This window comes from Pseudomonas aestuarii (assembly GCF_027988105.1).
In the GTDB taxonomy this organism is placed as follows: domain Bacteria; phylum Pseudomonadota; class Gammaproteobacteria; order Pseudomonadales; family Pseudomonadaceae; genus Aquipseudomonas; species Aquipseudomonas aestuarii.
In genome coordinates this window covers 21,152-43,289 of record NZ_JAQJZJ010000002.1, presented here as the reverse complement: position 1 = coordinate 43,289, position 22,138 = coordinate 21,152, and the positions used below count along the sequence as shown (strand labels likewise).

Here is a 22,138-nt window from a genome sequence, read left to right as displayed (position 1 = left end):
GTAGGTGGTACCGCTGAGGGATGCGGCCCCGAACCGGGGCAACATCCGGTTGGTGGCTAGAGTTCGAGGCTGATGTCGTACTCGTTCAGCCAGGTGTTGAGGCCGACCGCCAGCTCCATACCCATGCGTTCGTACATGGGCGAGATGCTGCCAAGCGGCTTGTCCAGGGCGTCCCTGACCCGGCTGGAGTCGAGCAACGGTGTGACCGGCGCATTACGGTCAGCGAGGATGTCCGCCAGCGAGTTGCGCAACGCCCGCTCGTACGCGGGATCCTGGGTCGAGGGGTAGGGGCTTTTGACCCGCTCGGAGATCGACTCCGGCAGCAGATCGCGAGTCGCCGCGCGCAGGATGCTTTTCTCCCGGCCGTCGAAGGCCTTCAGTGCCCAGGGGATATTGAAGGCGTACTCCACCAGACGGTGGTCGCAGAAGGGCACCCGCACCTCGAGGCCGACGGCCATGCTCATGCGGTCCTTGCGATCCAGCAGGGTCTGCACGAAACGCGTCAAGTTGACGTAGCTCATCTGCCGCATGCGCTGGTCCACCGCACTCTCACCTGGCAGCACCGGCGCCTCGGCGATGGCCTGGACGTAGCTGTCGCGCAGGAAACTGTGCATATCCAGTTGGCTCAGCAGGCTCTGGTCGAACAAGGTCTTGCCGTCGAAGTACTTGCCGGTGACCGAGGTCAGCCAGGGGAAAGTGTCGGCCTGGATCGCCACCGGGTCGTGGAACCAGCGGTAGCCGCCGAATACCTCGTCCGCGCTCTCGCCAGACAGCGCCACCGTCGAGTGCTGGCGCACCTCCTGGAACAGGCGGTAGAGCGACGGCCACATGTCACCCCAGAACGCTGGAGGCAAGTCGAGCGCGCGGACGATCTGCGCGCGCAGAGCTGGATCAGCCAGCTCGCGGCTGTCGAGCATGATTTCCTGGTGACTGGAGCGGATCTTTTCCACCAAGTCGCGGACGAAGGGGGCATCCGGTGTGCCACGCACGGCATCGCCGGTAAAGCCGCCGCCGTGGTCGACGAAGTCGAGCGAAAAGGAACGGATGTTCTCCTTGCCGGCAGCCAGCAACTTCTTCGAGGCAAGGGCGGTGATGATTGAGGAGTCGAGGCCGCCCGACAGCAAGCTGCACAGTGGCACGTCGGCGACGATCTGACGGTCGACAATGTCTTCCAGCAGGTCGCGGGTGTGGCGGATAGTCTCATCCAGCGAGTGGCAGTGCTCGCGTGCTTGCAGTTTCCAGTAGTGCCGGCTGTTCACACCCTGTCGGTTTACCCGCACGATCTCGCCCGGCATCACCTCGCGCATGCCGTCGAACACGGCGTGCCCCGGCGTCTTAACCATCTCCAGAATTTCGCGCAGGCCATCGGCGCGGACCTTGCGCGGTACCAAGGAGTTGGCCAGCAGCGCCTTGGGCTCGGAGCCAAAGACCACACCATCCGCAGTGGGGAAGTAGTAGAGCGGCTTCACGCCCATGCGGTCTCGGATCAGCAGGAGCTCCTGTGAGCGCAGGTCCCAGATAGCAAAGGCGTACATGCCGTTGAGCCGTTCGACGAAGGCCTCGCCCCACTCCACATAGGCGCGCAGCACCACTTCGGTGTCGCTACGGGTCTCGAATTGGTGCCCGCGCCGCTGCAACTCGGTGCGCAGTTCGCGGAAGTTGTAGACCTCGCCGCTGTAGGTGATCGCGGCGACTTCACGCAGGCTGCCTTGGCGCACTGTCATAGGTTGGCGACCGCCTTTTAGGTCGATGATCGACAGCCGGCGATGCCCGAGGCCGACCGGGCCGTCGATCCACACGCCGCCGGCGTCCGGCCCGCGCAGGGCCATGGTGTCGGTCATGCGCTGCAGGGTGTCGCGTTGCGCTTCCATGTTCTGGCTGTAGGACAGCCATCCAGCGATTCCACACATAAAGTTCTCCTTGTGATCTTGGGTTACCCGAGGCTTTCCAGATCGCTGTCTTCAGGCAGCAGTGCACGCGTCTCGCCATGGATGTAGCGAGCCGGAGGCGGGGTCTGCGCATGGGTGTCGAGTTCGTTGAGCAACCGCTGCAGGGCCACGGCGGTGTCGAGGTCGGCGAATGCCTGGCGCGGCGGCTCCTTGAGCGTGACCCAGCGCACCACCTGCAGACACAGCCGCGCCAGCTTGTGAATGGTGTCCAGACCTGGATCGTTGGGTGCGCAGGCATACTCGTGCAGCAGTTCCTCGGTGCCGCTGGCCGTGCGCGTCCATATGCGCAACTGGTCGTGGTCCCAGCGCGGTGTGTCGAACACCAGGCGTGCGTGTATCAGCCGGGCGTCGCGGTCGACGAAGCTGAAGTCGACCGTGCGTTGGCGAACGATGTTGACGAAACTGCTGTAGCCGGTCACCTGCGCCTCACCCAGGCTCGCCGTCAGCAGCACGGTATCGAGTACCTCGCTGCCGGAGATCGAAAAGTCCGAGCGCGCGCCGAGCACACCCTGCAGCCTGAGCAGGCCTGCTCGTGGGCAGATCCAGCCGAGCAGGTCCAGGGCATGGATCACTTCGCTGGTTACGCCACAAGTAGGGCGATAATCGTTGATGCGATCCTTAGCCCAGTGGAAGTTGGCGCGCACCAACTGCCAGCCATGTCGCTCGACCCACTCGCGCAGTTGCCGACTGGCCTCCGAGTAGCGCTCAACCAGGTCCAGGGCAAAGCCGCTGACTTGCCCCAGTCCGGCGTGGAGAGTGGCCAGGTCGTCCTGCGGTGTGACCAGCGGCTTCTCGCAGATCACGAAGCCCTGGTAGCCAGCCAGTTGCTGCAGTACGGGCGCGTGGCTGTGGTCGTTGACGCTGACCACGACGATCTCGGGCGCGAACTCCTCCAGCGCCCGGCCGACGCTGTCGAAGTAGGGAAGTTCGGTTGGTTTCTGGCGCCGGCCGACATAGGCCAGGGTGAGCGGCATGCCGGTGCTGGTGGCGATGTGTTCAAAAGCCCGCTGGTAGCGCTGGCCGGCGTAGCCGAGGCCGATGATCAGGATTCTCATGCCTGGGCCTCCTGACGAATCAGTAAGCGCTCACCGCTGACCGTGAAACCTAAGGCCTGGTACAGCGCACCGGCTTCCTCGGTGCTCTGCAGTACCACGGTACCGACGCCACGGTTGGCGAACCAGCGCAGCAGGTGCTGCATCAATTGCCGGGCGATGCCGCGGTTGCGCCACTGGGGCTCCACCACCACCGACTGTACCCAGCCGGAAAGACCATTGAGGCATCCCGTAGCCGGTGCGCGCTGGTCGATAATCGCCGTTGCGCAGCCGAGCACCTGGCCTGACTCCCGGTGTTCGGCCGCCAGGATTTGCACGCAGTCGCTTTCACTCAGCCGGCTGGTCAGCCAGGCACGGTAGGCCGCACGCCAGCGCATGGCGTCATCCGGAGTCCGGCTCGAGTAGCTGGCCGAGGTGCCGTCCAGCAAGTGCGCACGCAACTCGACCAGGCTGCCCAGGTCGGTAATGGTCGCGGGGCGCACGGTAAGGAAGGTGTGATCCATCTCAGGCCACCTCCGTGCCGAAGGCCTGGGAGGCCAGGGGTATGGAGAAGTGCTCGAAGGTCTCGCGCAGCGAGGCCGCCAGATGCACGATCTGCTCGTCGCTGTGGTTCGGGGTGGCGTTGACCCGGAAGCGTTCGGTGCCTATCGGTACCGACGGGTAGTTGATTGGCTGCAGGTACACACCATGGATGTGCAGCAGACGTTCTGCCGCGGCCTTGCAGCGCTGCGCATCACCTACCAGCACCGGCAGTACGTGAGTCTGCGAGCAGGGCATGACTGGCACGTCGTGGTGCTTGAGGCGCTCGCGTAGCTTGGCAGTATTGGTGCGCAAAAGATCACGCTCCAGGCTGCTTACCTTGAGGTGATTCACGCTGGCCAGGCAGCCGGCCGTAATGGCGGGCGGCAGGGAAGTGGTGAAGATGAAACCGGTGGCGAAGGAGCGCACGGCGTCGACGATGACCTGGGTCGAGGCGATATAGCCGCCTATAACGCCGATGCCCTTGGCCATCGTGCCCTGGATGATATCCACCCGGTCTGCCAGCACACGCTCGGCGGCGATACCAGCGCCGCGCGGGCCGTACATGCCGACGGCATGCACTTCATCGAGGTAGGTGAGCGCGTTGTAGCGCTTGGCGATTTCGACGATCGCTGCGATGGGCGCAATGTCCCCATCCATCGAGTAAATGGACTCGAATACGACAAGCTTTGGCTGGCCGAGTGGGTAGCCGGCGAGTATCTGCTCCAGGTGGGCAACGTCGTTATGCCGGAAGATCTTGCGCTCGTTCGGCGTCGAGCGAATGCCGCTGACGATGGAGGCATGGTTCAACTCATCGCTTACCACCACACAATCCGGAATCTGCCGCAGCAGACACTGGATCGTGGCGTCGTTAGAGCCGAAGCCGGTAGGGAAGACCAAGGCCGCTTCCTTGCCATGCCAATCGGCAAGGCTTTCTTCCAGGCGGGCATAAATCTCATGGGAGCCGCCAATATTGCGCGAGCCACCAGAGCCTGCGCCGTAAGTCTCCAGCGCGTCGTGCATCTCCTCGCGGACGATGGGGTGCTGGGACATGCCGAGGTAGTCGTTGCTGCACCAGACAACCACCGGTCGCTGGTTTGTACCTGTCAATTTGGCCAGTGGGTACTGGCCGCAGATGCGGCTGAGAGTGGTGAAAGTGCGGTACTGGTTGGATGACTTCAATGTCTCCAGTTGTTCGCGAAGAAGTGCCTGGTACATCCGTATATCTCCTGAGCAGTTGATGACACGTCGATGTGTTTTTCCTCATCAAGCAAGCACCCTGGCACGCTCCTTTACGGCCAGGGAGGAGGTATTCTTGTTTGGATTTATAAGGGTTACAATTTGACTGTTTATACTATTACTGGAGGTAACTGGATGAGCGCGCCTCGCACACTCGAACGCTCCCGGGCAGAGCTGGCTGAATTCCTGCGCAGTCGGCGTGAGCGGATTTCACCGGAGGATGTGGGACTGCCCGCCGGCAGCCGGCGACGGACGCCTGGATTGCGCCGCGAGGAGGTCGCGGCCCTGGCAGGGGTGGGACTGTCCTGGTACACCTGGCTGGAGCAGGGGCGGGACATCAGTGTGTCTTCCACGTTCTTGGATAACCTATCCCGAACGCTCAAGCTGGACGCAACAGAGCGACGATATCTGTTCCTGCTGGCTCACCAGCGTTTGCCGGCGGAGCCAGGCCGGACTTGGTGCGTCGTACCGCCGCTGATACACCGTTTGATGGAGGACATCCCTTCGCGTCCGGCTTACGTACTCAACCTGCGCTGGGATGTACTGGCCTGGAACGCGGCAGCGGATCGGGTATTCGGCTTTTCCGCGCACCCGGCAGATCGCCGCAACCTGCTGTGGATGCTGTTCACCACGCCGGTGATGCGTGAGCTATTCAATCCCTGGGAAGAGCAGGCACTGCAGATCCTCTCGAGCTTTCGTCGCGACTTCGTGCGTGCGACCCAGGATCCGGATATTGCCGCGTTGGTGAAGGACCTGGAGAAGGTCGATCCCGACTTCAAGGCCTGGTGGCGACAGCAGGACATCCACGGCCCCTGCCAAGGCATACGGAATTTGCACATTGAGGAGATTGGCCAGGTGGTCTTTGAGCACACCACGCTGACCATCGACGAGGATCGCCACCTGCGCCTGGTGTACTACGCGGCGAAGGAAGGCAAACCTGAGAGTCGACTGTTTGAGCAATGGCTGCAGCAGGAACCTGGGCTGGAATGAGCGCAGCACCATCGTTCAGCCGATCGCCGGCCCGCGTTGCCGGCCCAACTGCCACGACACGCCATTGCCCTGCACGACTGCAGAAATGCTCTGCCCGAGCTTCGTCTCGATCACGGGTTTCCAGGGCACGAGGCTGAAGCCGAGACCGTCGTCGAGTAGGGCGAAACGGCCGCTGGCCAACTGCACGCTGCGTCGATAAATCCCGCTGACACGTTCGCCGTCTAACGCCGGGCGGTACTGCATACCCGTATTCGCCATGATGTCCTGAGCGGTGGCCGATAGCTCGCGCCCACGCAGTGTCGCCAGCAAGTTTCGAGCAAGTAAGACACGCGCGCCTTTACGTTCGGCCAAGCCCTGATCCACCAGGTAATCTGCACGTTGACGCAGTGCTTCGCGCACCTGCGCGCCAAAGCCCTTGCCCGACAAATCCTTACCGCCGTCAATCAGTTGCTGATCCAACCACGTTGCCCCCATAACGCGGATCTGCCGCTCGATGGATAGGGGCGTACGGAGATTAACGGACACGTCGCCAAGTCGGCGGGCGTCGTACAGACGACCTTGCTCGGGCAAATCGGCTGGCACTCGCCAGACGCCCTCGGCAACCCGTTCGACAACCCCGGCCCGACGCAAGGCCTCCAGACGCCGCACATGCGATTCGACCAGAGCCTGTGTGTCACGACCTAGGCTCTTGGCTACTGCAAGGTGACGATCGCTGCGATACAGGCCTGCGACTGCCTGTGCGGCAATGCTGCGGTCTATTGCACGCGGCACGAATGAGCCTCGAGCCTCGACCACCGCGCCGAGCGGGAAGGTGACCAGTTCCATGCGTGCGGGCAAGGCGAGGTAGTGGGCCTTGCCGTCGATCCCGTCCACCACCAAATAGCCCTTGTCGTGCAGTTCGTCCGCCAGCCCTTTTGCTACCACCTGGCCAACTACAACGTCGCTACCAGTGCTCGGCTCGAAGATCGCGATGTCACGCTGTACGCCCCCCATGGCGCGCTGCATCGTTCGCACGATATCGCCGCGTTCGCCCATGGCTCTCAACGTAGACTCTATATCGCGACCGATCATCCACTGGCCAGGTCGATCCTCGACTGCAAGCCCCATCTTCTGCAAGTGCTGTAAACGTCCGATCAACAGTTGCCTGCGTGGGTGGCCGGTCAGGCTGTCAAGGCGCACTAGATTGGCCTGGCGCTCGCGTAATAAGGCGCGATCCAGGCTCGTCCAGCGTTCTTGCTGCACCTCGTGCTGCAGGCTGCGCTGGATCTCCAGGTCGGTGCGTGGTCCGAGCCATTCTGTTGCCAATTCCGCGGCACGATTGCGCATGCCCTCGGCGATGTAGTCACGGGCAATAATCAGATCCTTGCCCGTCTCGTCCTTGCCGCGCAGGACGATGTGAGTGTGCGGGTTATCGGTGTTCCAGTGATCGACCGCCACCCAGTCAAGGCGGGTGCCCAGATCGGCCTCCATGCGGCTCATCAGGTGGCGGGTGTAGGTGCGTAGATCATCGAGTTGCTCGGCATCCTCGGGTGAGACGATGAAACGGAACTGGTGGCGATCCTCCCGGCCGCGCTTCTCGAAAGCTTCTACATCGACCTGATCTGTCTGTGGGCCGTAGGCTTTGCCGGGGTTGCCTTCGCGACTTACGCCGTCGCGCTCAATGTAGCGTAGGTGGCTGAGGGTCGAGCGTTTGCCGGCCTGACGCAGGTTCACCAGGCGGGTCTTGATGGTCACCCGGCGCGAATTGGGCGATACCTGTTGCGCACTGAAGCGTGCGGCGACATGGCCGCGGCCGAGGCGTGGGCCGGGTTGATGTCCTGCCTTGCGCGTCTTACCGGTACCAGCCTTGTTGGCCTGGCGCAGCACCTGGTTGATGAAGGTCTGATCGCGCTGTTTCGGTGCCCCCGGTCGGGGGCGGAAGCGCTGTTCGCCATCGTGGTCTCGCTCCTTGGTCATCCTAATTACCCCTCCAACGTGATCGCACTGCAGCGTGCCAGGCACGCGTTTCTGCCAGGCTTGATGCTGGCAAGCGGCACTGCACGGCACCCAGCCGAGGCCGGGTTTGTGCCGCCTCCACCCCCTGTGCAGACTGCCTTCAAGCGCCACGAAGTGCTGCGCCCTTTTATCTTGCCCTCCGCTTTATCCAGGCTTTGGCGTCCCTGAGAGGTGTGTTCGGGTTGCTCAGGTGATGCCCGAGCCGGCGGGCAAGGGGAGAGCCGTCTGCACGGTGGCGGCGCGCGATCTCGCAAGCCGATCACGTGCGCTCGGCAGGCAGGTTGTCGCAAGGGAGGCAAGGTCATGGACGCGTCTCTAACCACAGCGGCTGCACCCGACCGATCACCGTGGCGGCGGAGATAGGCCCGAAGTAACGGCTGTCGAACGACTCCGGATTGTCGACGCTGAGTAGGAACAGCTCATCTCCTGCGAGGGGACGACATCCCTGCCAGGCGGGTAGTGGGCGTCCGAGTTGGTCATGCGCTAGCAGTTCGGCTACGACTTGGTCGTCGACCAACACGTGCTTCCCCCTTATGCACACGCGCTGTGGCGCGATGGCGAAGACTGTCTTGAGCAGTGGGATGTGTGTCGGCAGGTAGCTGCGCTGTGCAGCCAGCGTCGCGGCAGCCGGCGGAAGCCGAGTGAGCACGATATTGCCGACTGCCGGTGAGCCGGTCAGCGTGATGCGGTACCAGCCCATCGGCACGCTGTCGGAGCCGTTGTAGATGATCCACTGTAACGGTGTACCAAACGCCGACCAGGCCAGTGCAGCCAAACTGCCAGCGACCAGTAGTAACGGCAGCCAGTTGAAGTGAATGCGAGTCGTCAATGCAGCGCACTCCCCGCAATCCAGGCGACATGCCTATCGCACGTATATGCGGGCAGTGGCATGCGGGCGCGTAGGCGGTTGCCCAACGTCCGCCAGTAGCTTGGGGACACTTGTGTTGGGTCGAGCCCGAGCGCCTCGATAGCATCTATCTGCGTGAGTACGGCGCGTACCTGATTGTCGCCATCTGCTTGCAACAGGACACTCGCACCGGGCCAGATGCCAGCGATGCGTTGCATCGGCTCGTGTAGCGTCCCGGCCTGCAGCACCAACAACTGCCAGCGAGTCGTTCCGTAGTCGTTTGCCTCCCAGCGAATACGGCAGAACAAGGTGGCTGGCGCGAACAGCGCAATGCTCCTCCTGTGATTTTGCCGGCGGATTTGCGCTGGGTGACCGAAGCGCAGGTAGAGGTTGAAGCGTTCCTCCACGTAAGCCAGCAAGACGCGCGTCAGCGGTATGACGTGCGCGCACTCAGTCAGTACAGGTGGCGATTGCTCCGCCAGAGCCTGGGTATTACTGGTCATGGCGTGGCCTCCGGGAACTGTTGCTCCAGCAACTCGCGCAACATCTCGGCCACGGTGATGCCCCGGCTGAAGGCGGCGACCTTGATGCGTGCGCGTAGCGCGGGCGTGATGTCGAGGGTAAGTCGAGCCGTAAAGCGGACGCTCTTGCTGGTGTCGCTGGCGGTACCCTGGCGTATCCAGGTTTCGGCCTGCGGATCGGCCAGTGGCCGCGCGCCTATGCCGATGCGCTTAGCACTCATGTGGTCCACCTCAACAGCTCGTCGACGAGGCTGCTGATCTCGCGCGCGGCGGCGCTGTCGGGGGCCAGTTCGCGTGCCAGTCGCCCAGCGGCAACGCTCTCGGCGAAGACAATGCGCTGGCGCACCTCCGCCTGCAGGGCGGGCAGCGGTTGGTCGGCGAGGGCGCTGCGGGCCTCACGGCCAATCACTGTGGTGCTGACTCGACGGTTGATGGCGAAGGCGGCGCGCAGTGACGGCCTGAACACCTGCGCCTCGCGGATCAGGTTGACCATCTCTGCGCTGGCCCACAGGTCGTAAGGGCTGGGCTGCACCGGTATCAACACGCGATCCGCTGCCAGTAGCGCCGAGCGTGCAAGGGCGGCGATGCGTGGTGGGCCGTCGATGATTACGTGGTCGGCCTGTTTGGCCAGCTCTGGTGCTTCCTGGTGTAGGGTCTCGCGCGCCAGGCCGACGGCGCTGAACAGCCTGGGCAGCCCCTGCTGGCTGCGCCGTTGCGTCCAGTCCAGCGACGAGCCCTGCGGGTCGGCATCGAGCAGGATCACGGTCTGACCGCGAAGGACCAGTTCACCGGCGATATGGGTGGCGAGGGTGGTCTTGCCGACCCCGCCTTTCTGGTTAAGCAGGGCGACGATCATGGCCTGGTCCTCCAGGCAAAATGCTGTCGCGTAGCACCTGTCCACAGAAGGGGGCTGCCCCAATAACAAGTTAGAGCTTTTAAGTTAGTTAAGTTAAGAGAGGCTGAAAGCCGCACCAGTCGTGGCCTGCAGAGGCGTTCGTGCGCCTGATAGCACGAGAGTCGTACTCCTGATAGCACGAGCCTGCTTGCGCCTGATAGCACGAGTGAATTCACAGCTTTTGCGCAGGTTATCCCCGTGCCGTGTACGGCACGGGCCGAAATGCCAGCAACTCGGTCGAGGGCGGGATGCGTTCGATCTTCAACAGGTACCCGGGTAACGGCTGGCGAACCACCAGCGCCCGCAGGTCGAAGGCGAAGTCCGAATAGCGCGCGACGCTGCCTGATTTGCGGTACAGGTGCCGGAAGTCGAACTGCCAGCCATCCTCCTGGCGACCGCCGTGCTTGCGTACCAGGCGGTATAGCCAGCGCTCGATGCCGCCGGTGAGGCGGAAGTAACCGGGGTCTATGGTCAGCACCAGAGCCTGGTCTATCACTCCGCTGTAAAACCAATCGGGCAGGATCAGCTCGATACCCAATGGCCTGCCATCCGCTGCGGCGAGCTCCCTCCATTCGTTGATCCAGGAGAAACGGTGCAGCCGTCGGCCCGTGGTTTCGCGAATCGAGGTGGCCACGCTGGTGGACTGCAGGCGATCCAGGGCGGCTTTCAGACGCTGGTAGTCGCGCAGCGAGGTGCCACGACCGATGAAGCGCAGGATCTCGTAGGGCGTTGCCCGCATCAGCCGAGAGGTAGCAATCCCCGCGTCTTGTGCTTCGACGATCTGGCTGGCTGCCCAGATCAGGATGTCGGCGTCCCAGATAGTGGCGATGCCATGTTCCCGCGTGCCCTCGACCCTCACCGTTACCCCGCCAGAGCGGAAGTCGATCGGCACGCTGCGGCGCGATTTCGCCAGCGAGAAGAACGGATGCGCCATCAGGTCCTGGGCGTCGCGTGGCGCCATGTCGCCCGGTAGGGCACGGAATAGATCCAGCTGTTCGCTCTGCGCCTGCTGTATGCGCTTGCTGAGGCTCATGGGCAGAGACGGCTTCACTGATCATGGCGGTTCGCTCCCTGGTGGCGCTCGAGGTACTCGGGATCGAAGGTGGTCTCAAAGCTGCGCGCATCGGCCCAGGTCTCGAGGTCGGCCAAGGCGTACATTACCCGCCGGCCGAACTTGCGAAAACGCGGCCCGCCGCCGATCACCCGCTGCTTCTCCAGCGTTCGCGGCGATAGGCGCAGGAAGTCCGCAGCTTCGTCGTTGGTCAGGTAGCGAGGGGAGGGGGCGGGCTTCTGGGTTTCTCCTGCGTTCTCGCGCGCTGACGGGTTCATTGCGTGTGATGTCGGGCCGGCCTTGCGGTGATGGGGCGAGTCCAGATCGACGAGGCGAGGTTGCCTGTACAACTCGGGTGTATGCGACATGGTGAGTCCTCCGTTGCGTTGGGAGGTGCACCATGTGGCAGTCGTCGCGCTCGATCATGCCGGGTTGTGTCAAAGCGAAGGTGGGGGTGAGCAGAGCCTGGATTGATGCGTACTGAGTCTAATCTCTGACTGAGTACGCTCAGGCGCGATACGAACGGCAATGACCGGAAGGTATTTGCTGTGCTGAAACATCGCCAATCCTGCGGCTCTGCGGCTTTACGCATTGGTGCAAAGCCGGCAATACGCTTGCCCACTTTTCTGTAAAACCGTAGAAGCGCAAATCAGGATTCCCACAAATCCGTAGATCCGTGAAAGCGGATTAGCGCATCTGTGCGGATACGTGATGCCGTAAATGTCCGAATGCTCGGATTGAGTCCGCAAGCTGCCTGCCCATGTGGCGGATGTGATGACAGCAGCTGATCTCCTGGCCATCAGCGGCAGAGGATCAGGTTATGGGTGGGGCGCGCGGGTGCCGCAGGGCAGGGGCGCAAAAAACAAGAGCACCAGGGGTAAACCCGGTGCTCTTCGTTCCCCTTACCTGTTCCAGAAAACGTGCACTTGCTCGAAGCCGGTCTCGATGGTGAACACGTCGCCGTTGTACTCCATGTCGCGGGCCATGGCGCGATAATCGATGTATTGAGCCAGGTGCTGGGGAATAGTGCTGGTTTCCTCGGTCAGTTCTTGTGCGTAGTCGGCCAGCGATACATGGCAACCGCAATAGCACTCATCCGCCGCTTGGCGGGCTTCATCAAGGTCGTTGAAGTGGGCGAGCAGTGCGCCGCCGAAGTCCGGGAACTCCTCGATAAAACAGGCGATCTCGTGAGCGGATTGAATGCCTTCGTACTCGCCTAGGCTGTAACCGCCGAAGCCTTCGTAATCGTGGATGGCGTACTCCTCTGCGTCATCAACAGGGGAGCTGGCCAGCATGGCGTTGAGCTGCGTCTGAATGTCGTCGGTGTCCAGGGTCGCATCGATCCATTCGCCATGCAGATGGCCCGCGTTATAGGCGGCAAGATCGGCTACGTAGATTCTGATTGCTTGGCTCATAGTCTTCGGCTCCTTTCGTCGTCAGGGTTCTGCGCTTTGCATCGCGCATGACCCCCTGCCGACTAGGGCGACTAAGGCCGTCGTGAAAAAATCAAGAAAAATCGCGGAGGCTCCACCCAGCGCAGCGGCCGGGAGGAAACCGTCTATTTATCTTGATTTTGAGGGGGCAAGAACCCCTGCTCTTGGAATGGTGAAGCGTCACACACCGTGCGGCGGCAGCCCGCCCAGCAGGTCGATGCATCGACCTGCTGGGCCCATATGGAAACGATGCGCGCAGTAAGCGCATCAGCAACGAGTGAGCCGGCAATGCAGGCTCATAGGCTTAACGCCGCATCCTTAATTAACTCGCCGCACCACTGTGGCGAGCATAAGCGCTGATGGATGCGGCTGAGGAAGCCGACTTCGAAAGCCCGTCTCTCTATGGCGCAAGGCAATAGATCGCGCTCGGCAATCATAGCGGCCCAAAGCCAGCCGCTACGGGCATTGTCGAGCCAGGTCTGGGCGAAGCTCACACCTTGGTTGAAGGCCTGTCGACAATCCGCCGCCCAGGTGATCTCCATGCCAGGATGACCATCGTGCGGGGGCAGCAAGGTCATGATGCCTTTAGTCATGGCTGACACCTCCTCGCGCTTCGGACAGCGCGCGCCGGTACAGCACAACCATTTCGTCGAGCAGATCCTGGGCGGCATAGGTCGCGACGCGCAGCCGCAGATTCTCCGGCTGGAAGCCATCCTGCCCAGACATCTGATCGAGTAAGTCGCCGAGCATAGTCGCACGCAACTCGGCTGCAGCTTCGACCGGAAGAGGAGAGGGCTCGGATTCGTGCAGCGGACTTGGCCGCCGTGGAAAAGGGACAACGCAGGTTTCGAACTCAGCCATGGCGCACCTCCAGAGTGGAAGTGAACGACAAAACCAGAAGACCAAGGCGGAGCTCTTGGGTAAAAAAGGGGTAGCGCATTTTCCTTATGCTCCTCAGACGATTAAGGAGCCGTCACCCGCCGTTGTCACGCGGATATGGGTGGCGGACCGTGCGGGGGTGACAAACCGGCGTCCGAGGGAACCGGCCAGGCAAAAGCCTGCCCCACACGGCCCACCATAGAAGTTAAGCAACCATGCACATGAAGTGCTGGCAGCCTAAGCTATGGCGCTACCGCGCCTCGAACGGTTCAGGTTGTCACACCCGGCCGTGGGATTGACCACGACGGACGCACTCTAGCCTGAGGGTTTCAGGATGGCAACCTGTTGGGGCGTAGTTGTACCTTGGGACATCGACATATGAGAACTATGTGATGGGTAGTGAGGCCTATTCAAATACGGCCATGGCCTTCGAGCAGCTGAAACGCAAAGACGAGGCCTTGCAAACCGCGGCCAGGCGAATGCTCGAGCGTATGTAAGCCATCATCGAAGCGCTCTATCCGCAGTGAGCGTTGCTGGGCTGCAATACTAGGGCGCGTTCTCATTTACTGTCAGTAGCGTCGTCCATTACTCTCGCCGCTTTTTGGGGTAACAGATGTGCCGCTATTGGCTGCATGATGATCAGTGGGAGCGGATCAAGGAGCTGTTGCCGGGTAAACCCAGCGACCGAGGCGTAACGGCCCGAGATAACCGACGGTTTATCGAGGCGGTGCTCTGGATTGCTCGAACCGGCTCGCCCTGGCGTGATCTCCCTGAAGCCTATGGCCACTGGCATCGCGTTTATGTGCGGTATAGCCGCTGGCCGCGCAAGGGTGTTTGGTTACAGGTCATGACGTCGCTTGCGGCTGACGCAGACGTAGAGCACCTGATGGTAGATGGCAGCATCGTACGGGTTCATCAGCATGGCGCGGCAAAAAAACCGATTATGACGCCGAGGCCATGGGCAAGTCCCGAGGCGGGCTGAGCACCAAGATCCACGCTGCAGTGGATGCCCTTGGAAATCCGGTGCGCTTGCTGCTGACGCCCGGGCAGGCCTCAGAGTACGGTCAAGCCCAAGCACTGATCGAGGGCTTCACACTGCTCCACCCTGCCGATTGAAAATTGACCCAGAGTGGAATGCTGATTTTGCATCAGCAGTTGTGATTAAGCTTAGCAGCAGTGTCTCGATGTAAGAGGCAGTAGGCCCCGCCGCACACAGGCATGCGGCAGGGTATTTAAGATCCCCTAGGGTTATTTTGCGGTGCGGCTCAGTCAGGAATTGCGGTGGGTGGCGGTGGCCTCGCCCCGGTATCTGAATACTAATGCTCGTATCCTGCTTCCTGAAGATCTGAAGCACTACAACAGCATCCAGATTCGAACCGGGAATGGTGCCGGGCGATTATAGGTGAAACGCGACCCTGAGCTGGACTAGAAAGTCGTTTTTCGCGCGGTTCTCTACGTCCGATTCTTTGTAGACGTTTAACCACAAGCCGTCGCCGTCGCGAATTTTCCAAAACAGACCCGGGCCCAGGCCCAGCACTTTTTCGCGCGAGTCCTCCAGGCGGCTCCCGTTGACTTTGTCGTCTGTCAGTTGTCTGAAGTAATACCCGTTAAGACCAGCAGAAATGTTGGGGAATATTTCATAGGAGGCTGTAAAGTTGAGCCAGGTTGCCTGCCCTGCCTGAGTGTCATCAACGAGTCGGCCTTGATAGACCTGCGCAGAGCTGCTGGCCGGATCATTGTTTTTGAAGTTGTACAGGTAGTGCCACCGCCAGCTCATTTCCCAGCGAGGTGCCGGCATCCAAGTGGCCGCCCAGTAAGGGTTGGCGGAGACGAAGTTGGAGCTGGCGTTGATGTCCTTGTGCTCATCGTATTTGCCAGTGGGCAGCAAAAAGTCCAGCGAAAGGCGCTGGACGAACACAGGCCTGCCATGGGCATCGACAATCGGATCGAACTGGATCAAGGGCCCCGCGGTGATGTCGCCAAGACCCGTCGCGTTGTCTTTGAGTGCGGGCCCATTCGCTCCGAAAGTACCATCCAGTGCGACGACGGGCAGAAGCAGGCTCCAGCCCAGGTGTGCGCCTGCGCCAATCGAGTCGGGGCTGTAATAGGTGATTTGGTTAATCCACTGCGTGGCGGTGATTTTCGGGTCGTCAAAGGCGCTGACTTTGCTTCCTGAGTCGTCGCGTATTGACGTCGCACTGCTGTAGCGTAGGTAGCTTTGGTACGAATAGCCGGGAAGGCCGGCGAAGCCATCGTAAAAGCTAGTGCCCCCTAGGTTGATGCCTGAGGGTTCGGCGACGCCAGGCGGAGGTGGCCCGTCGGCGGCGAGGGTGTTTGCGCACTGGGCTGAAAGGGCCAGCAGCGAATACAATACGGTCTGTTTTATCTTCATGATGTAGCTCTATTGTTAGTATTGTGAGCAGCAAGAACATTGCACTGCATGGGTGTAACAGGACAACGGATAAAATCGATAGGTGTCACCGTTATTGGGGATTCTGGTCCTCCTTCAGTTCGCTACCTGCGGCCTTCAGTCGTTGTTGTTGGCGCAGGTGCGGGCAACCCGATAATGGGATGTCGTCAGGCGCAGAGTCACGACGGCTCGAGGCTGTTGGGGTAATGCTGGTAGGCCGACTGGCCGCTTTTCTTCGTTCAGTGAAGGTGTCCGTAGGGTCGGGGGCGATATGCTCACCAGCCCACAGAAAGCACGCGGTCAAAAGCCGTAATGCCTTCACTGTTAACTTGCCCGGGCGCATCAAGTCGTAAGCGCCAATCAAATGGTCTGGGTACAGGCTGATGATCCATTTAAAGACGAGGGGGTGTAATAGGGAATGGAAGTACTTGTCGGCGAATTGCTGGATAATTGCATTGGCCGCTGGCATGCCCATTTCATGTTTAGGAACCACCTCACTTTCCCAAGTGTCCATGAAGTCCATGATGCCTTCGAATGTGTCCGGAAAGCCTGTCAATGCGGCGCCAGACGTCGCATTGCGAAAAATAGTGGCCATGTTCGCCCAGTAGTGAACCGCCGCGACTTTCTCTTTCTCGGAAATGCCTTTTAGCCCCACGCGTAGCATCAGTCGGTGCATGCCGGCGGCTTCATAGCACAAGGTGTAGATGTAAGTGCCATTGCGTTCGAAGCTGTCGGGGTAAGACTTGGCGTAGTGTTCATGTATACGGTTGATGGACTCGACGTTCTGTCGAGTTTTCTCATGCTCTGAGCCGTAATGCCACCACACCTGCATTTTCCAGGAGGTGTCGTCGGAGCGTGCATCCGGCTTGCTCAGAATTTTTCCGGTGCCGCCGTCAAATAGGGGAAGCGCGTCGAGCCTTCGGACAAAAAAGTGCGGGAAGGTGACGGCATATATGAGATTCATGATGAAGTCGGTCGGCCGGTAGGCGGTGGCCAACTTCCAGATTTCGTCGTAATCAAGGGTAGGGTCGAGCTGGTTGATGCGCTTTGCAATCCAGTGACGTGCCATGGCGAATACTCTTTTGTATTTATAAAGGCTGGCAGCCATAGCGGGCTGCATAGCGCATGTACTCAACAATAAGAGGTCTGAGCGAGTTAATCTTCGGTCCCCGGGGACAGTTTCTTAAGCTTTTTTCGTACTTGGGTACCAGGCCTGCGCCCAGTGCCGGAGCAGCGATTATTAAACGCTGGTCGCAGGCTGGCCCGCCTCGGCTTTTAATACGCGCTGTTCAAAGTGCGCGACAAGGTGCAGGGCGCAGCGGATTTCGAGCTCTCGTTCCTTGATGGGGTAGTCGAGCAACACCTCGATCTGTTGCAGTCGATAGACCAGCGTATTTCGATGGATGCCTAGTATCTCAGCGCCGTGCAGCAAGCTATTGCCCGATTGCAGGTACGCACCGAGCGTCTGCCGGTAGCCACTGGATTTCTCGGAGGTGTATGCAAGCGGGCCCAGAACTGAGTCCACGTACCAGGCGGCTTTCTCCAGATCCTGGCCGAGCAGGATGGTCAGCACATGATCAGCCCAGCGCATGATGCCCCTGATGGAGGAGGGAGTTGCGGCATTGCTGACGTCCCGTGCTTGAAGGTGGGTGCGTCTGAAACCTGCCGGGCCCTTTGCCGGCTCGCCCAGCGCACAACGGGCGCCACTCAAGTGCGCCAGTGTTTCCTCAAGCCGCTTGATCTGTGCCGTAGTGGGTGCGTTTAGGGTACTGACCCATGCCCAGGTCACATGCTGAGTGGAAGACACCACCAGCGCCGTGTCGCCGGCAATGGCGTCTTGCAAGTTACGCTGTAATTTGCCCAGGTCTGCACTGTGCTTGGCATTGATGTCGGAAACCATAATGCCGATATGATGATGCTGCAGGTCCAGGCCATGATCATCCTTGATTTGCTTGAGATCAAGCGGCCCCAGCGTGACCTCATTTCCGACCAGCTTTTCCACCAGTGCGCGCCGTCTGGCGATCTGACTTTCCATGAGCACCTGGCGTTCGTCCAGATAGCAGATCACGAAATGCTCGATGAGCTCATCTACTACCCCTGCGCCACGTGTGACCAAGCGCTGGATAGTCGATGGCGTCATGGTCAGAGACGCTGAAGCTGTAAAAAAATTATTAACCCAGATGATCTGGTTGGCTCGCATGTTCTTGACGATGCTGCTGAACGGGACTTCGCGGCGTGCCGCTTGCCGGGCCATCGAAGGGATGAGCTTGAGCGTCTGGTGTTCACTGGTTTTGGACAGCGAACTCATCAATATGTCGAGGATCAGTGTCTCCAGATTAAGGCGTATTTCTGGAGTGGGCAGGTCGGGCACCGTTTGGAATTCGCCCTGCAGGCGCTCCAGAGAATTGGCAGCCTCCTCGAGTGCCCAGGCCACCGCACCTTCCCCCACCTCCAGCACTGCGTTCTTGAGTTGTTGCTGCCCGATCATAGCGTTGGAAAAAACGTCCTCGACGGAGCCTTTGGGGTGCAGGTGAAGATAAAGGTCAGAGGTCAAACGGCACTCCTCATACATTGAAAAAAGGACCACACAAAGCGCTCAGCTATCCTTGCCGAGGTAGAGCATTGGCTTATCCGAGTATAGCTTGCGTGATATTGCAATACTAAAAATGGGCGCGAACTTGGGTTGGCAGACCGGAGACTGACCTTTGGCAACGCCTTATGGTGGGAGGCGTTACCTCCGAAACGAGAGGTGCTCAGGCGCTGCGGTGTAAACCGCGTTTCCCGAAGATTGAAGCCGGCGATTTCAAGGCCCCTTTGTTCGTAACCGCTGTTAGTCACATAAGATGAGAGGATCACAATGCCTGCCCCTAAAAAGTGGATTCAAGCCAAAATTCAAAGTCTCGACCCGCAAAAGGATTACGTTGAAATCTGGCGTTTGTCGAACAGTTACGGGCTGAACGATTTCATGCAGAATTTTATCTATGCGTTGACCTTCCCCAATTTTGTTGTCACCGACTGGGGCTCCAGAGCCGTTTGGCGTGAAGACGGGGGCAAAGTCGTATCCCGCTCAACATCGCGCGTGGAACAAACCGGCAGCGCCAATGCGCTGTGGTGGTTCTACGGCCCTGAAGACAGCCGCACGACGAAGTCGGTCGAGGGCATCAATAACCTCCATGCGCATTGGGCCAAGCAATTTCCAGGCGCCTTTTCCTATAACAACGATTACGTTTACGTGTGCGCATTCACTGCCATCACCATGCACCGTCTTAAACTGAAGATGGGGGCGCCAGGGCTCAGCGAGAACGAGAAGATTGCCGCCCACTTGTTCTGGCGTGACATGTGCAAACTGTTTCGTGCTGAAAACGATCAGCCGATCACCGGCTATCCCGATAGCTTTGACGGCTTGGTCGAGTTTTGCGAAGGTTTCGAGAACGCTCCAAAACCTAAGCTTGAGCGCGGCAATCTGATTATCACGGCCATTCACGAACAGTTTGTGTTCCGCTTCTTCCCTAAAGAGTTGCATTGGTTCGGCCATCAACTGTTGCGTGCAATGTCATTGACCACCACGCTCGACACCATGCAGGTCGACCGCCCTGATCCGGTAGCTACCCAGCTTTTGCCGCAACTGGCGGGCTACATGATGGGCATGATGGAAATGAATGCCGACGATCCGACTGAAGCCTATATCGAGGAGCGGATGAACATGTCCAGCGAAGAGAAGGCCGAAGTACGTAAGGGCATTCAAGAACTGGACAAGCAGTTCCCCGAGCATTACATCGAAAAATACAAGAACGATCCGAAATTCGTGGGTTGTCCTTTCCATGCGGCGTTGGGTGCGGGCGTGACTCCACAAAACGCAGCCGACAAACAAAGCATCAAGTCTATTGAAGCCCAGGTGGCAGCCCTGGGTGGCGACGACGATTAATTGCGACCTGGTCTGAAAAACAATCAGCCCCATCAGGGGCTGATTGCGTTGTGCAGTATGACGTCTAGAAGGGGTAGTTGTGCCCGCCCGGTTGCCAGGTCACCCAATGAGCCCTGGTAAACTCATCGATAGCATAGTGGCCATTGAAACGGCCCAGCCCAGAGTTCTTCTCGCCGCCAAACGGCGCGTTTGGCTGATCATCGACCGTAATGTCGTTGATGTGGGTCATGCCTGCAACGATGCCGCGAGCAAACTGCAGCCCGCGAGCCATGTCCTTGGTAAACACTGCGCTGGACAATCCATATTCGCTGGCGTTTGCAAGCAGCAAGGCGTGCGCTTCGTCATCGGCGATCAACAGCGGCAGTAGCGGGCCGAATGTTTCATCGCGTGCGAGTGGGTCATCGACTTTTACGTCGCCGAAAACATGCGGTGGTAACACCAAACCTTCGGCGCTGGCGCCGAACAGCCGAGCCAGCCCTGCACTGTGTGCCTGGTCGATTTTGCTTAACAAACCGGTCAACTGCGACTGGTTGACTACAGGGCCGATCACGGTATCGGCATCGTTGGGGTTGCCCACTTTAAGTTTGCTGACCCGTTGCACCACAAGCTCGGCAAACGCAGGGTACAACGTACGATCAACAATCACCCGGTTGACGCTCATGCAGATCTGGCCTTGGTGCAGGAAGCGACCGACCACGGCGGCGTGGGCGGCCACTTCGAGGTCGGCGTCATCCAGCACGACCAGCGGGGCATTGCCACCCAGTTCCAGCGCCACGCGCTTGATGTGTTTGCCGCCAGTCGCGATGCGCCCCACGTTGCGCCCTACATCCGTAGAGCCTGTGAACGAGATCAGGCTGGGTACCCGATGCTCCACGAAGGCGTCGCCAATTTCGGAGCCGGCGCCTACGACAACGTTGAGAGTGCCCGCAGGGAAGCCTGCCGCTTCCAGTAAATGGGCGATCAATAATCCACCGCTGACGGCGGTATCACTGGCAGGCTTGAGCACCACGGTGTTGCCCAGCGCCAAGGCCGGGACGACGGAGCGCATGCTCAGGTAAAGCGGGAAGTTCCAGGGGCTGATTACGCTCACCACGCCCAGCGGATCGCGGAACACAAAACTTTGCTCGCCTGGTTTGTAGCTGGTCAGGATCCGACCTTCTACCTGCATTGGCATGCTCGCGCACCAAGTTCAGCGTGCTTTGCCACTCGATACCGGCCTTGATTCGAGTGCTGCCGGACTCCTTGACCAGCCAGTCGATAATTTCGTCACGGCGCTGCGCAACTATACCCGCAAGCTTTTCAACCAACACAACTCGCTGGCCGGCGTGTAGCGCAGCCCACTCCAGCTGTGCTTTTTCGGCAGTCAAATAGGCTTCATCCAGATCTTCGACCGAGGCGAGCGGCATGTCCAACAGCAACTCGTCGTTGAAGGGGTTGCGGTTGTTCAGGCGTTTGGTTGAAAGACCTGGTTGCCAGCGGCCGTTAATGTATTGATGACCTTGAATGGCAAATGGAGCGGGTGCGTTCTGGTTGTTCATTTAGGCGACTCGATCAATTGAACGGATTGCTGCCTTGCACTATCAGGTGCGCATCCAGGCGCGGCCCCATGAGTTCAATGTGTGCTCACTCTGCGGCCATACGCCGGCTTCGCGGTCTGCTGGCGCCAGTTCGAGTTCGGCCGAGAATTCCAGTCGATTCCGATCGGAGTCGACCACCATGAAAAACAGATTGTTGCCCGGACCATGGCGGCCAGGGCCGAAGAAAATGCTGATGCGCTCTTTGGCAAACCGGTCGCCCCAGTCACGAATGTCATTCCACTCATTGGTTTCGTAGCAATGGTGGTCCCATTCATTCTTCGAACCGCGGAAAAAGGCGAGGGAGTGATGCTCGTCATCAGAGCGCAAGAAACACACCATGAGCAGGCCTGTTTCCTGGTCGACCACGTTGTCGGAAATGGTGAAGCCAACGGTGTTGACGTAAAAATCGACGATCGCGTCAAGCTCGGTTGTCTGGAAGACAACGTGCTGCAACCTTGACGGCATGCCTTGCGGTTCAGCATTTGTATCGGGCAGTGCTACGCCAAATATTGTCCGGCGACCCTGTGGATCCAGAATGGCAAACGCACCCGATTCAAGCAAAGGTGAGGTCACGGGGTCCATCTGACAATCACGCGCAGCCAGGCTCTGACGCAGCGCTTGCAGCTTGGCGGTCGAGTGAAGGTTGTAGGCCGCGGCCAGCAGCCCACTGTGATCGGCCGGCGAAATGATTGCCGCACGTTTAGGCCCACGCATCACCTGGCTGCCGTCTGCCTGTGGCAAGGCGCTCATGTCCATCATTCGCGTGTAGAAATCTACCTGGCGTTGAGGTTCTTTGCTTGCCAGGTGCAGGTAGCACAGTTGAGCAGGGGTCGAAGTCTGTAGGGTCGTCATGGAG

21 protein-coding genes and 1 pseudogene are annotated in these 22,138 nt (G+C 59.9%); 3 read left to right on the top strand and 19 right to left on the bottom strand.

Going from position 1 to position 22,138, the window contains the following annotated elements:
- Positions 1-56: 56 nt before the first annotated feature.
- The 4 genes from asnB to hemA are packed head-to-tail and all read right to left on the bottom strand — an operon-like array spanning position 57 to position 4,738.
- A complete protein-coding gene (asnB, locus tag PH586_RS04065; protein WP_271346502.1) occupies positions 57-1,910 on the bottom strand; it encodes an asparagine synthase (glutamine-hydrolyzing) in 1,854 nt (617 codons plus the stop codon).
- A gap of 23 nt (positions 1,911-1,933) precedes the next feature.
- Positions 1,934-3,004: a Gfo/Idh/MocA family oxidoreductase gene (locus PH586_RS04060; protein WP_271346501.1), complete on the bottom strand. Its 1,071-nt coding sequence runs from the start codon at positions 3,002-3,004 to the stop codon at positions 1,934-1,936.
- Positions 3,001-3,504: a GNAT family N-acetyltransferase gene (locus PH586_RS04055; protein ID WP_271346500.1), complete on the bottom strand. Its 504-nt coding sequence runs from the start codon at positions 3,502-3,504 to the stop codon at positions 3,001-3,003. Before PH586_RS04055 ends, PH586_RS04060 begins: the two co-directional genes overlap by 4 nt.
- A 1-nt stretch (position 3,505) precedes the next feature.
- Positions 3,506-4,738 carry a 5-aminolevulinate synthase gene (gene hemA / locus PH586_RS04050; RefSeq protein ID WP_271346499.1) on the bottom strand — a complete coding sequence of 411 codons (1,233 nt, stop codon included), beginning with the start codon at positions 4,736-4,738 and terminating at the stop codon, positions 3,506-3,508.
- 156 nt (positions 4,739-4,894) lie between these two features.
- Between hemA and PH586_RS04045 the strand changes: the two genes are divergently transcribed.
- Positions 4,895-5,749 carry a helix-turn-helix transcriptional regulator gene (locus PH586_RS04045; protein WP_271346498.1) on the top strand — a complete coding sequence of 285 codons (855 nt, stop codon included), beginning with the start codon at positions 4,895-4,897 and terminating at the stop codon, positions 5,747-5,749.
- 15 nt (positions 5,750-5,764) lie between these two features.
- On the opposite strand, the gene PH586_RS04040 is transcribed toward PH586_RS04045, so the two are convergent.
- The 10 genes from PH586_RS04040 to PH586_RS03995 form a co-directional block, all read right to left on the bottom strand.
- Positions 5,765-7,705 (bottom strand): relaxase/mobilization nuclease and DUF3363 domain-containing protein, encoded by a 1,941-nt coding sequence (locus PH586_RS04040; protein WP_271346497.1) that lies wholly within the window; start codon positions 7,703-7,705, stop codon positions 5,765-5,767.
- A gap of 340 nt (positions 7,706-8,045) precedes the next feature.
- Entirely contained in the window at positions 8,046-8,573 is a 528-nt protein-coding gene (locus PH586_RS04035) for a S26 family signal peptidase (protein WP_271346496.1), read from the bottom strand.
- Entirely contained in the window at positions 8,570-9,028 is a 459-nt protein-coding gene (locus PH586_RS04030) for a DUF2840 domain-containing protein (RefSeq protein WP_271347039.1), read from the bottom strand. The genes PH586_RS04035 and PH586_RS04030 overlap by 4 nt, the downstream gene beginning before the upstream one ends.
- 62 nt (positions 9,029-9,090) lie before the next feature.
- Positions 9,091-9,333, bottom strand: a complete 243-nt coding sequence (locus PH586_RS04025; protein ID WP_271346495.1) for a hypothetical protein — start codon at positions 9,331-9,333, stop codon at positions 9,091-9,093.
- Positions 9,330-9,968: a ParA family partition ATPase gene (gene parA, locus PH586_RS04020; protein ID WP_271346493.1), complete on the bottom strand. Its 639-nt coding sequence runs from the start codon at positions 9,966-9,968 to the stop codon at positions 9,330-9,332. Before parA ends, PH586_RS04025 begins: the two co-directional genes overlap by 4 nt.
- Positions 9,969-10,197: 229 nt before the next feature.
- Entirely contained in the window at positions 10,198-11,040 is an 843-nt protein-coding gene (locus tag PH586_RS04015) for a replication initiator protein A (protein WP_271346491.1), read from the bottom strand.
- Positions 11,041-11,054: 14 nt separating this feature from the next.
- Positions 11,055-11,336 carry a helix-turn-helix transcriptional regulator gene (locus tag PH586_RS04010; protein ID WP_271347038.1) on the bottom strand — a complete coding sequence of 94 codons (282 nt, stop codon included), beginning with the start codon at positions 11,334-11,336 and terminating at the stop codon, positions 11,055-11,057.
- Between the two features lie 624 nt (positions 11,337-11,960).
- Positions 11,961-12,473: an antirestriction protein ArdA gene (locus PH586_RS04005; RefSeq protein ID WP_271346490.1), complete on the bottom strand. Its 513-nt coding sequence runs from the start codon at positions 12,471-12,473 to the stop codon at positions 11,961-11,963.
- A 314-nt stretch (positions 12,474-12,787) separates the two neighbouring features.
- Positions 12,788-13,084, bottom strand: coding sequence for a LasR-specific antiactivator QslA (locus PH586_RS04000; protein ID WP_271346489.1), 297 nt, complete (start codon positions 13,082-13,084; stop codon positions 12,788-12,790).
- Positions 13,077-13,352 carry a hypothetical protein gene (locus PH586_RS03995; RefSeq protein ID WP_271346488.1) on the bottom strand — a complete coding sequence of 92 codons (276 nt, stop codon included), beginning with the start codon at positions 13,350-13,352 and terminating at the stop codon, positions 13,077-13,079. Before PH586_RS03995 ends, PH586_RS04000 begins: the two co-directional genes overlap by 8 nt.
- A 631-nt stretch (positions 13,353-13,983) precedes the next feature.
- Between PH586_RS03995 and PH586_RS23640 the strand changes: the two genes are divergently transcribed.
- Positions 13,984-14,352 (top strand): IS5 family transposase, encoded by a 369-nt coding sequence (locus PH586_RS23640; protein ID WP_408636756.1) that lies wholly within the window; start codon positions 13,984-13,986, stop codon positions 14,350-14,352.
- Positions 14,353-14,766: 414 nt separating this feature from the next.
- On the opposite strand, the gene PH586_RS03990 is transcribed toward PH586_RS23640, so the two are convergent.
- The 3 genes from PH586_RS03990 to PH586_RS03980 form a co-directional block, all read right to left on the bottom strand.
- Complete coding sequence (locus tag PH586_RS03990) at positions 14,767-15,762, bottom strand: SphA family protein (protein WP_271346487.1); 996 nt, start codon at positions 15,760-15,762, stop codon at positions 14,767-14,769.
- 91 nt (positions 15,763-15,853) lie between these two features.
- Positions 15,854-16,888 carry a hypothetical protein gene (locus PH586_RS03985; RefSeq protein ID WP_271346486.1) on the bottom strand — a complete coding sequence of 345 codons (1,035 nt, stop codon included), beginning with the start codon at positions 16,886-16,888 and terminating at the stop codon, positions 15,854-15,856.
- Positions 16,889-17,020: 132 nt separating this feature from the next.
- Entirely contained in the window at positions 17,021-18,334 is a 1,314-nt protein-coding gene (locus tag PH586_RS03980; RefSeq protein ID WP_271346485.1) for a PucR family transcriptional regulator, read from the bottom strand.
- Positions 18,335-18,637: 303 nt separating this feature from the next.
- Between PH586_RS03980 and PH586_RS03975 the strand changes: the two genes are divergently transcribed.
- Positions 18,638-19,705 (top strand): hypothetical protein, encoded by a 1,068-nt coding sequence (locus tag PH586_RS03975; RefSeq protein ID WP_271346484.1) that lies wholly within the window; start codon positions 18,638-18,640, stop codon positions 19,703-19,705.
- Positions 19,706-19,769: 64 nt separating this feature from the next.
- Here the strand turns inward: PH586_RS03975 and PH586_RS03970 are convergent.
- Both PH586_RS03970 and PH586_RS03965 read right to left on the bottom strand, forming a co-directional pair.
- Positions 19,770-21,243: pseudogene (locus PH586_RS03970) on the bottom strand (aldehyde dehydrogenase family protein).
- Positions 21,244-21,285: 42 nt separating this feature from the next.
- A complete protein-coding gene (locus PH586_RS03965; RefSeq protein WP_271346483.1) occupies positions 21,286-22,134 on the bottom strand; it encodes a VOC family protein in 849 nt (282 codons plus the stop codon).
- Between the last annotated feature and the right edge of the window lie 4 nt (positions 22,135-22,138).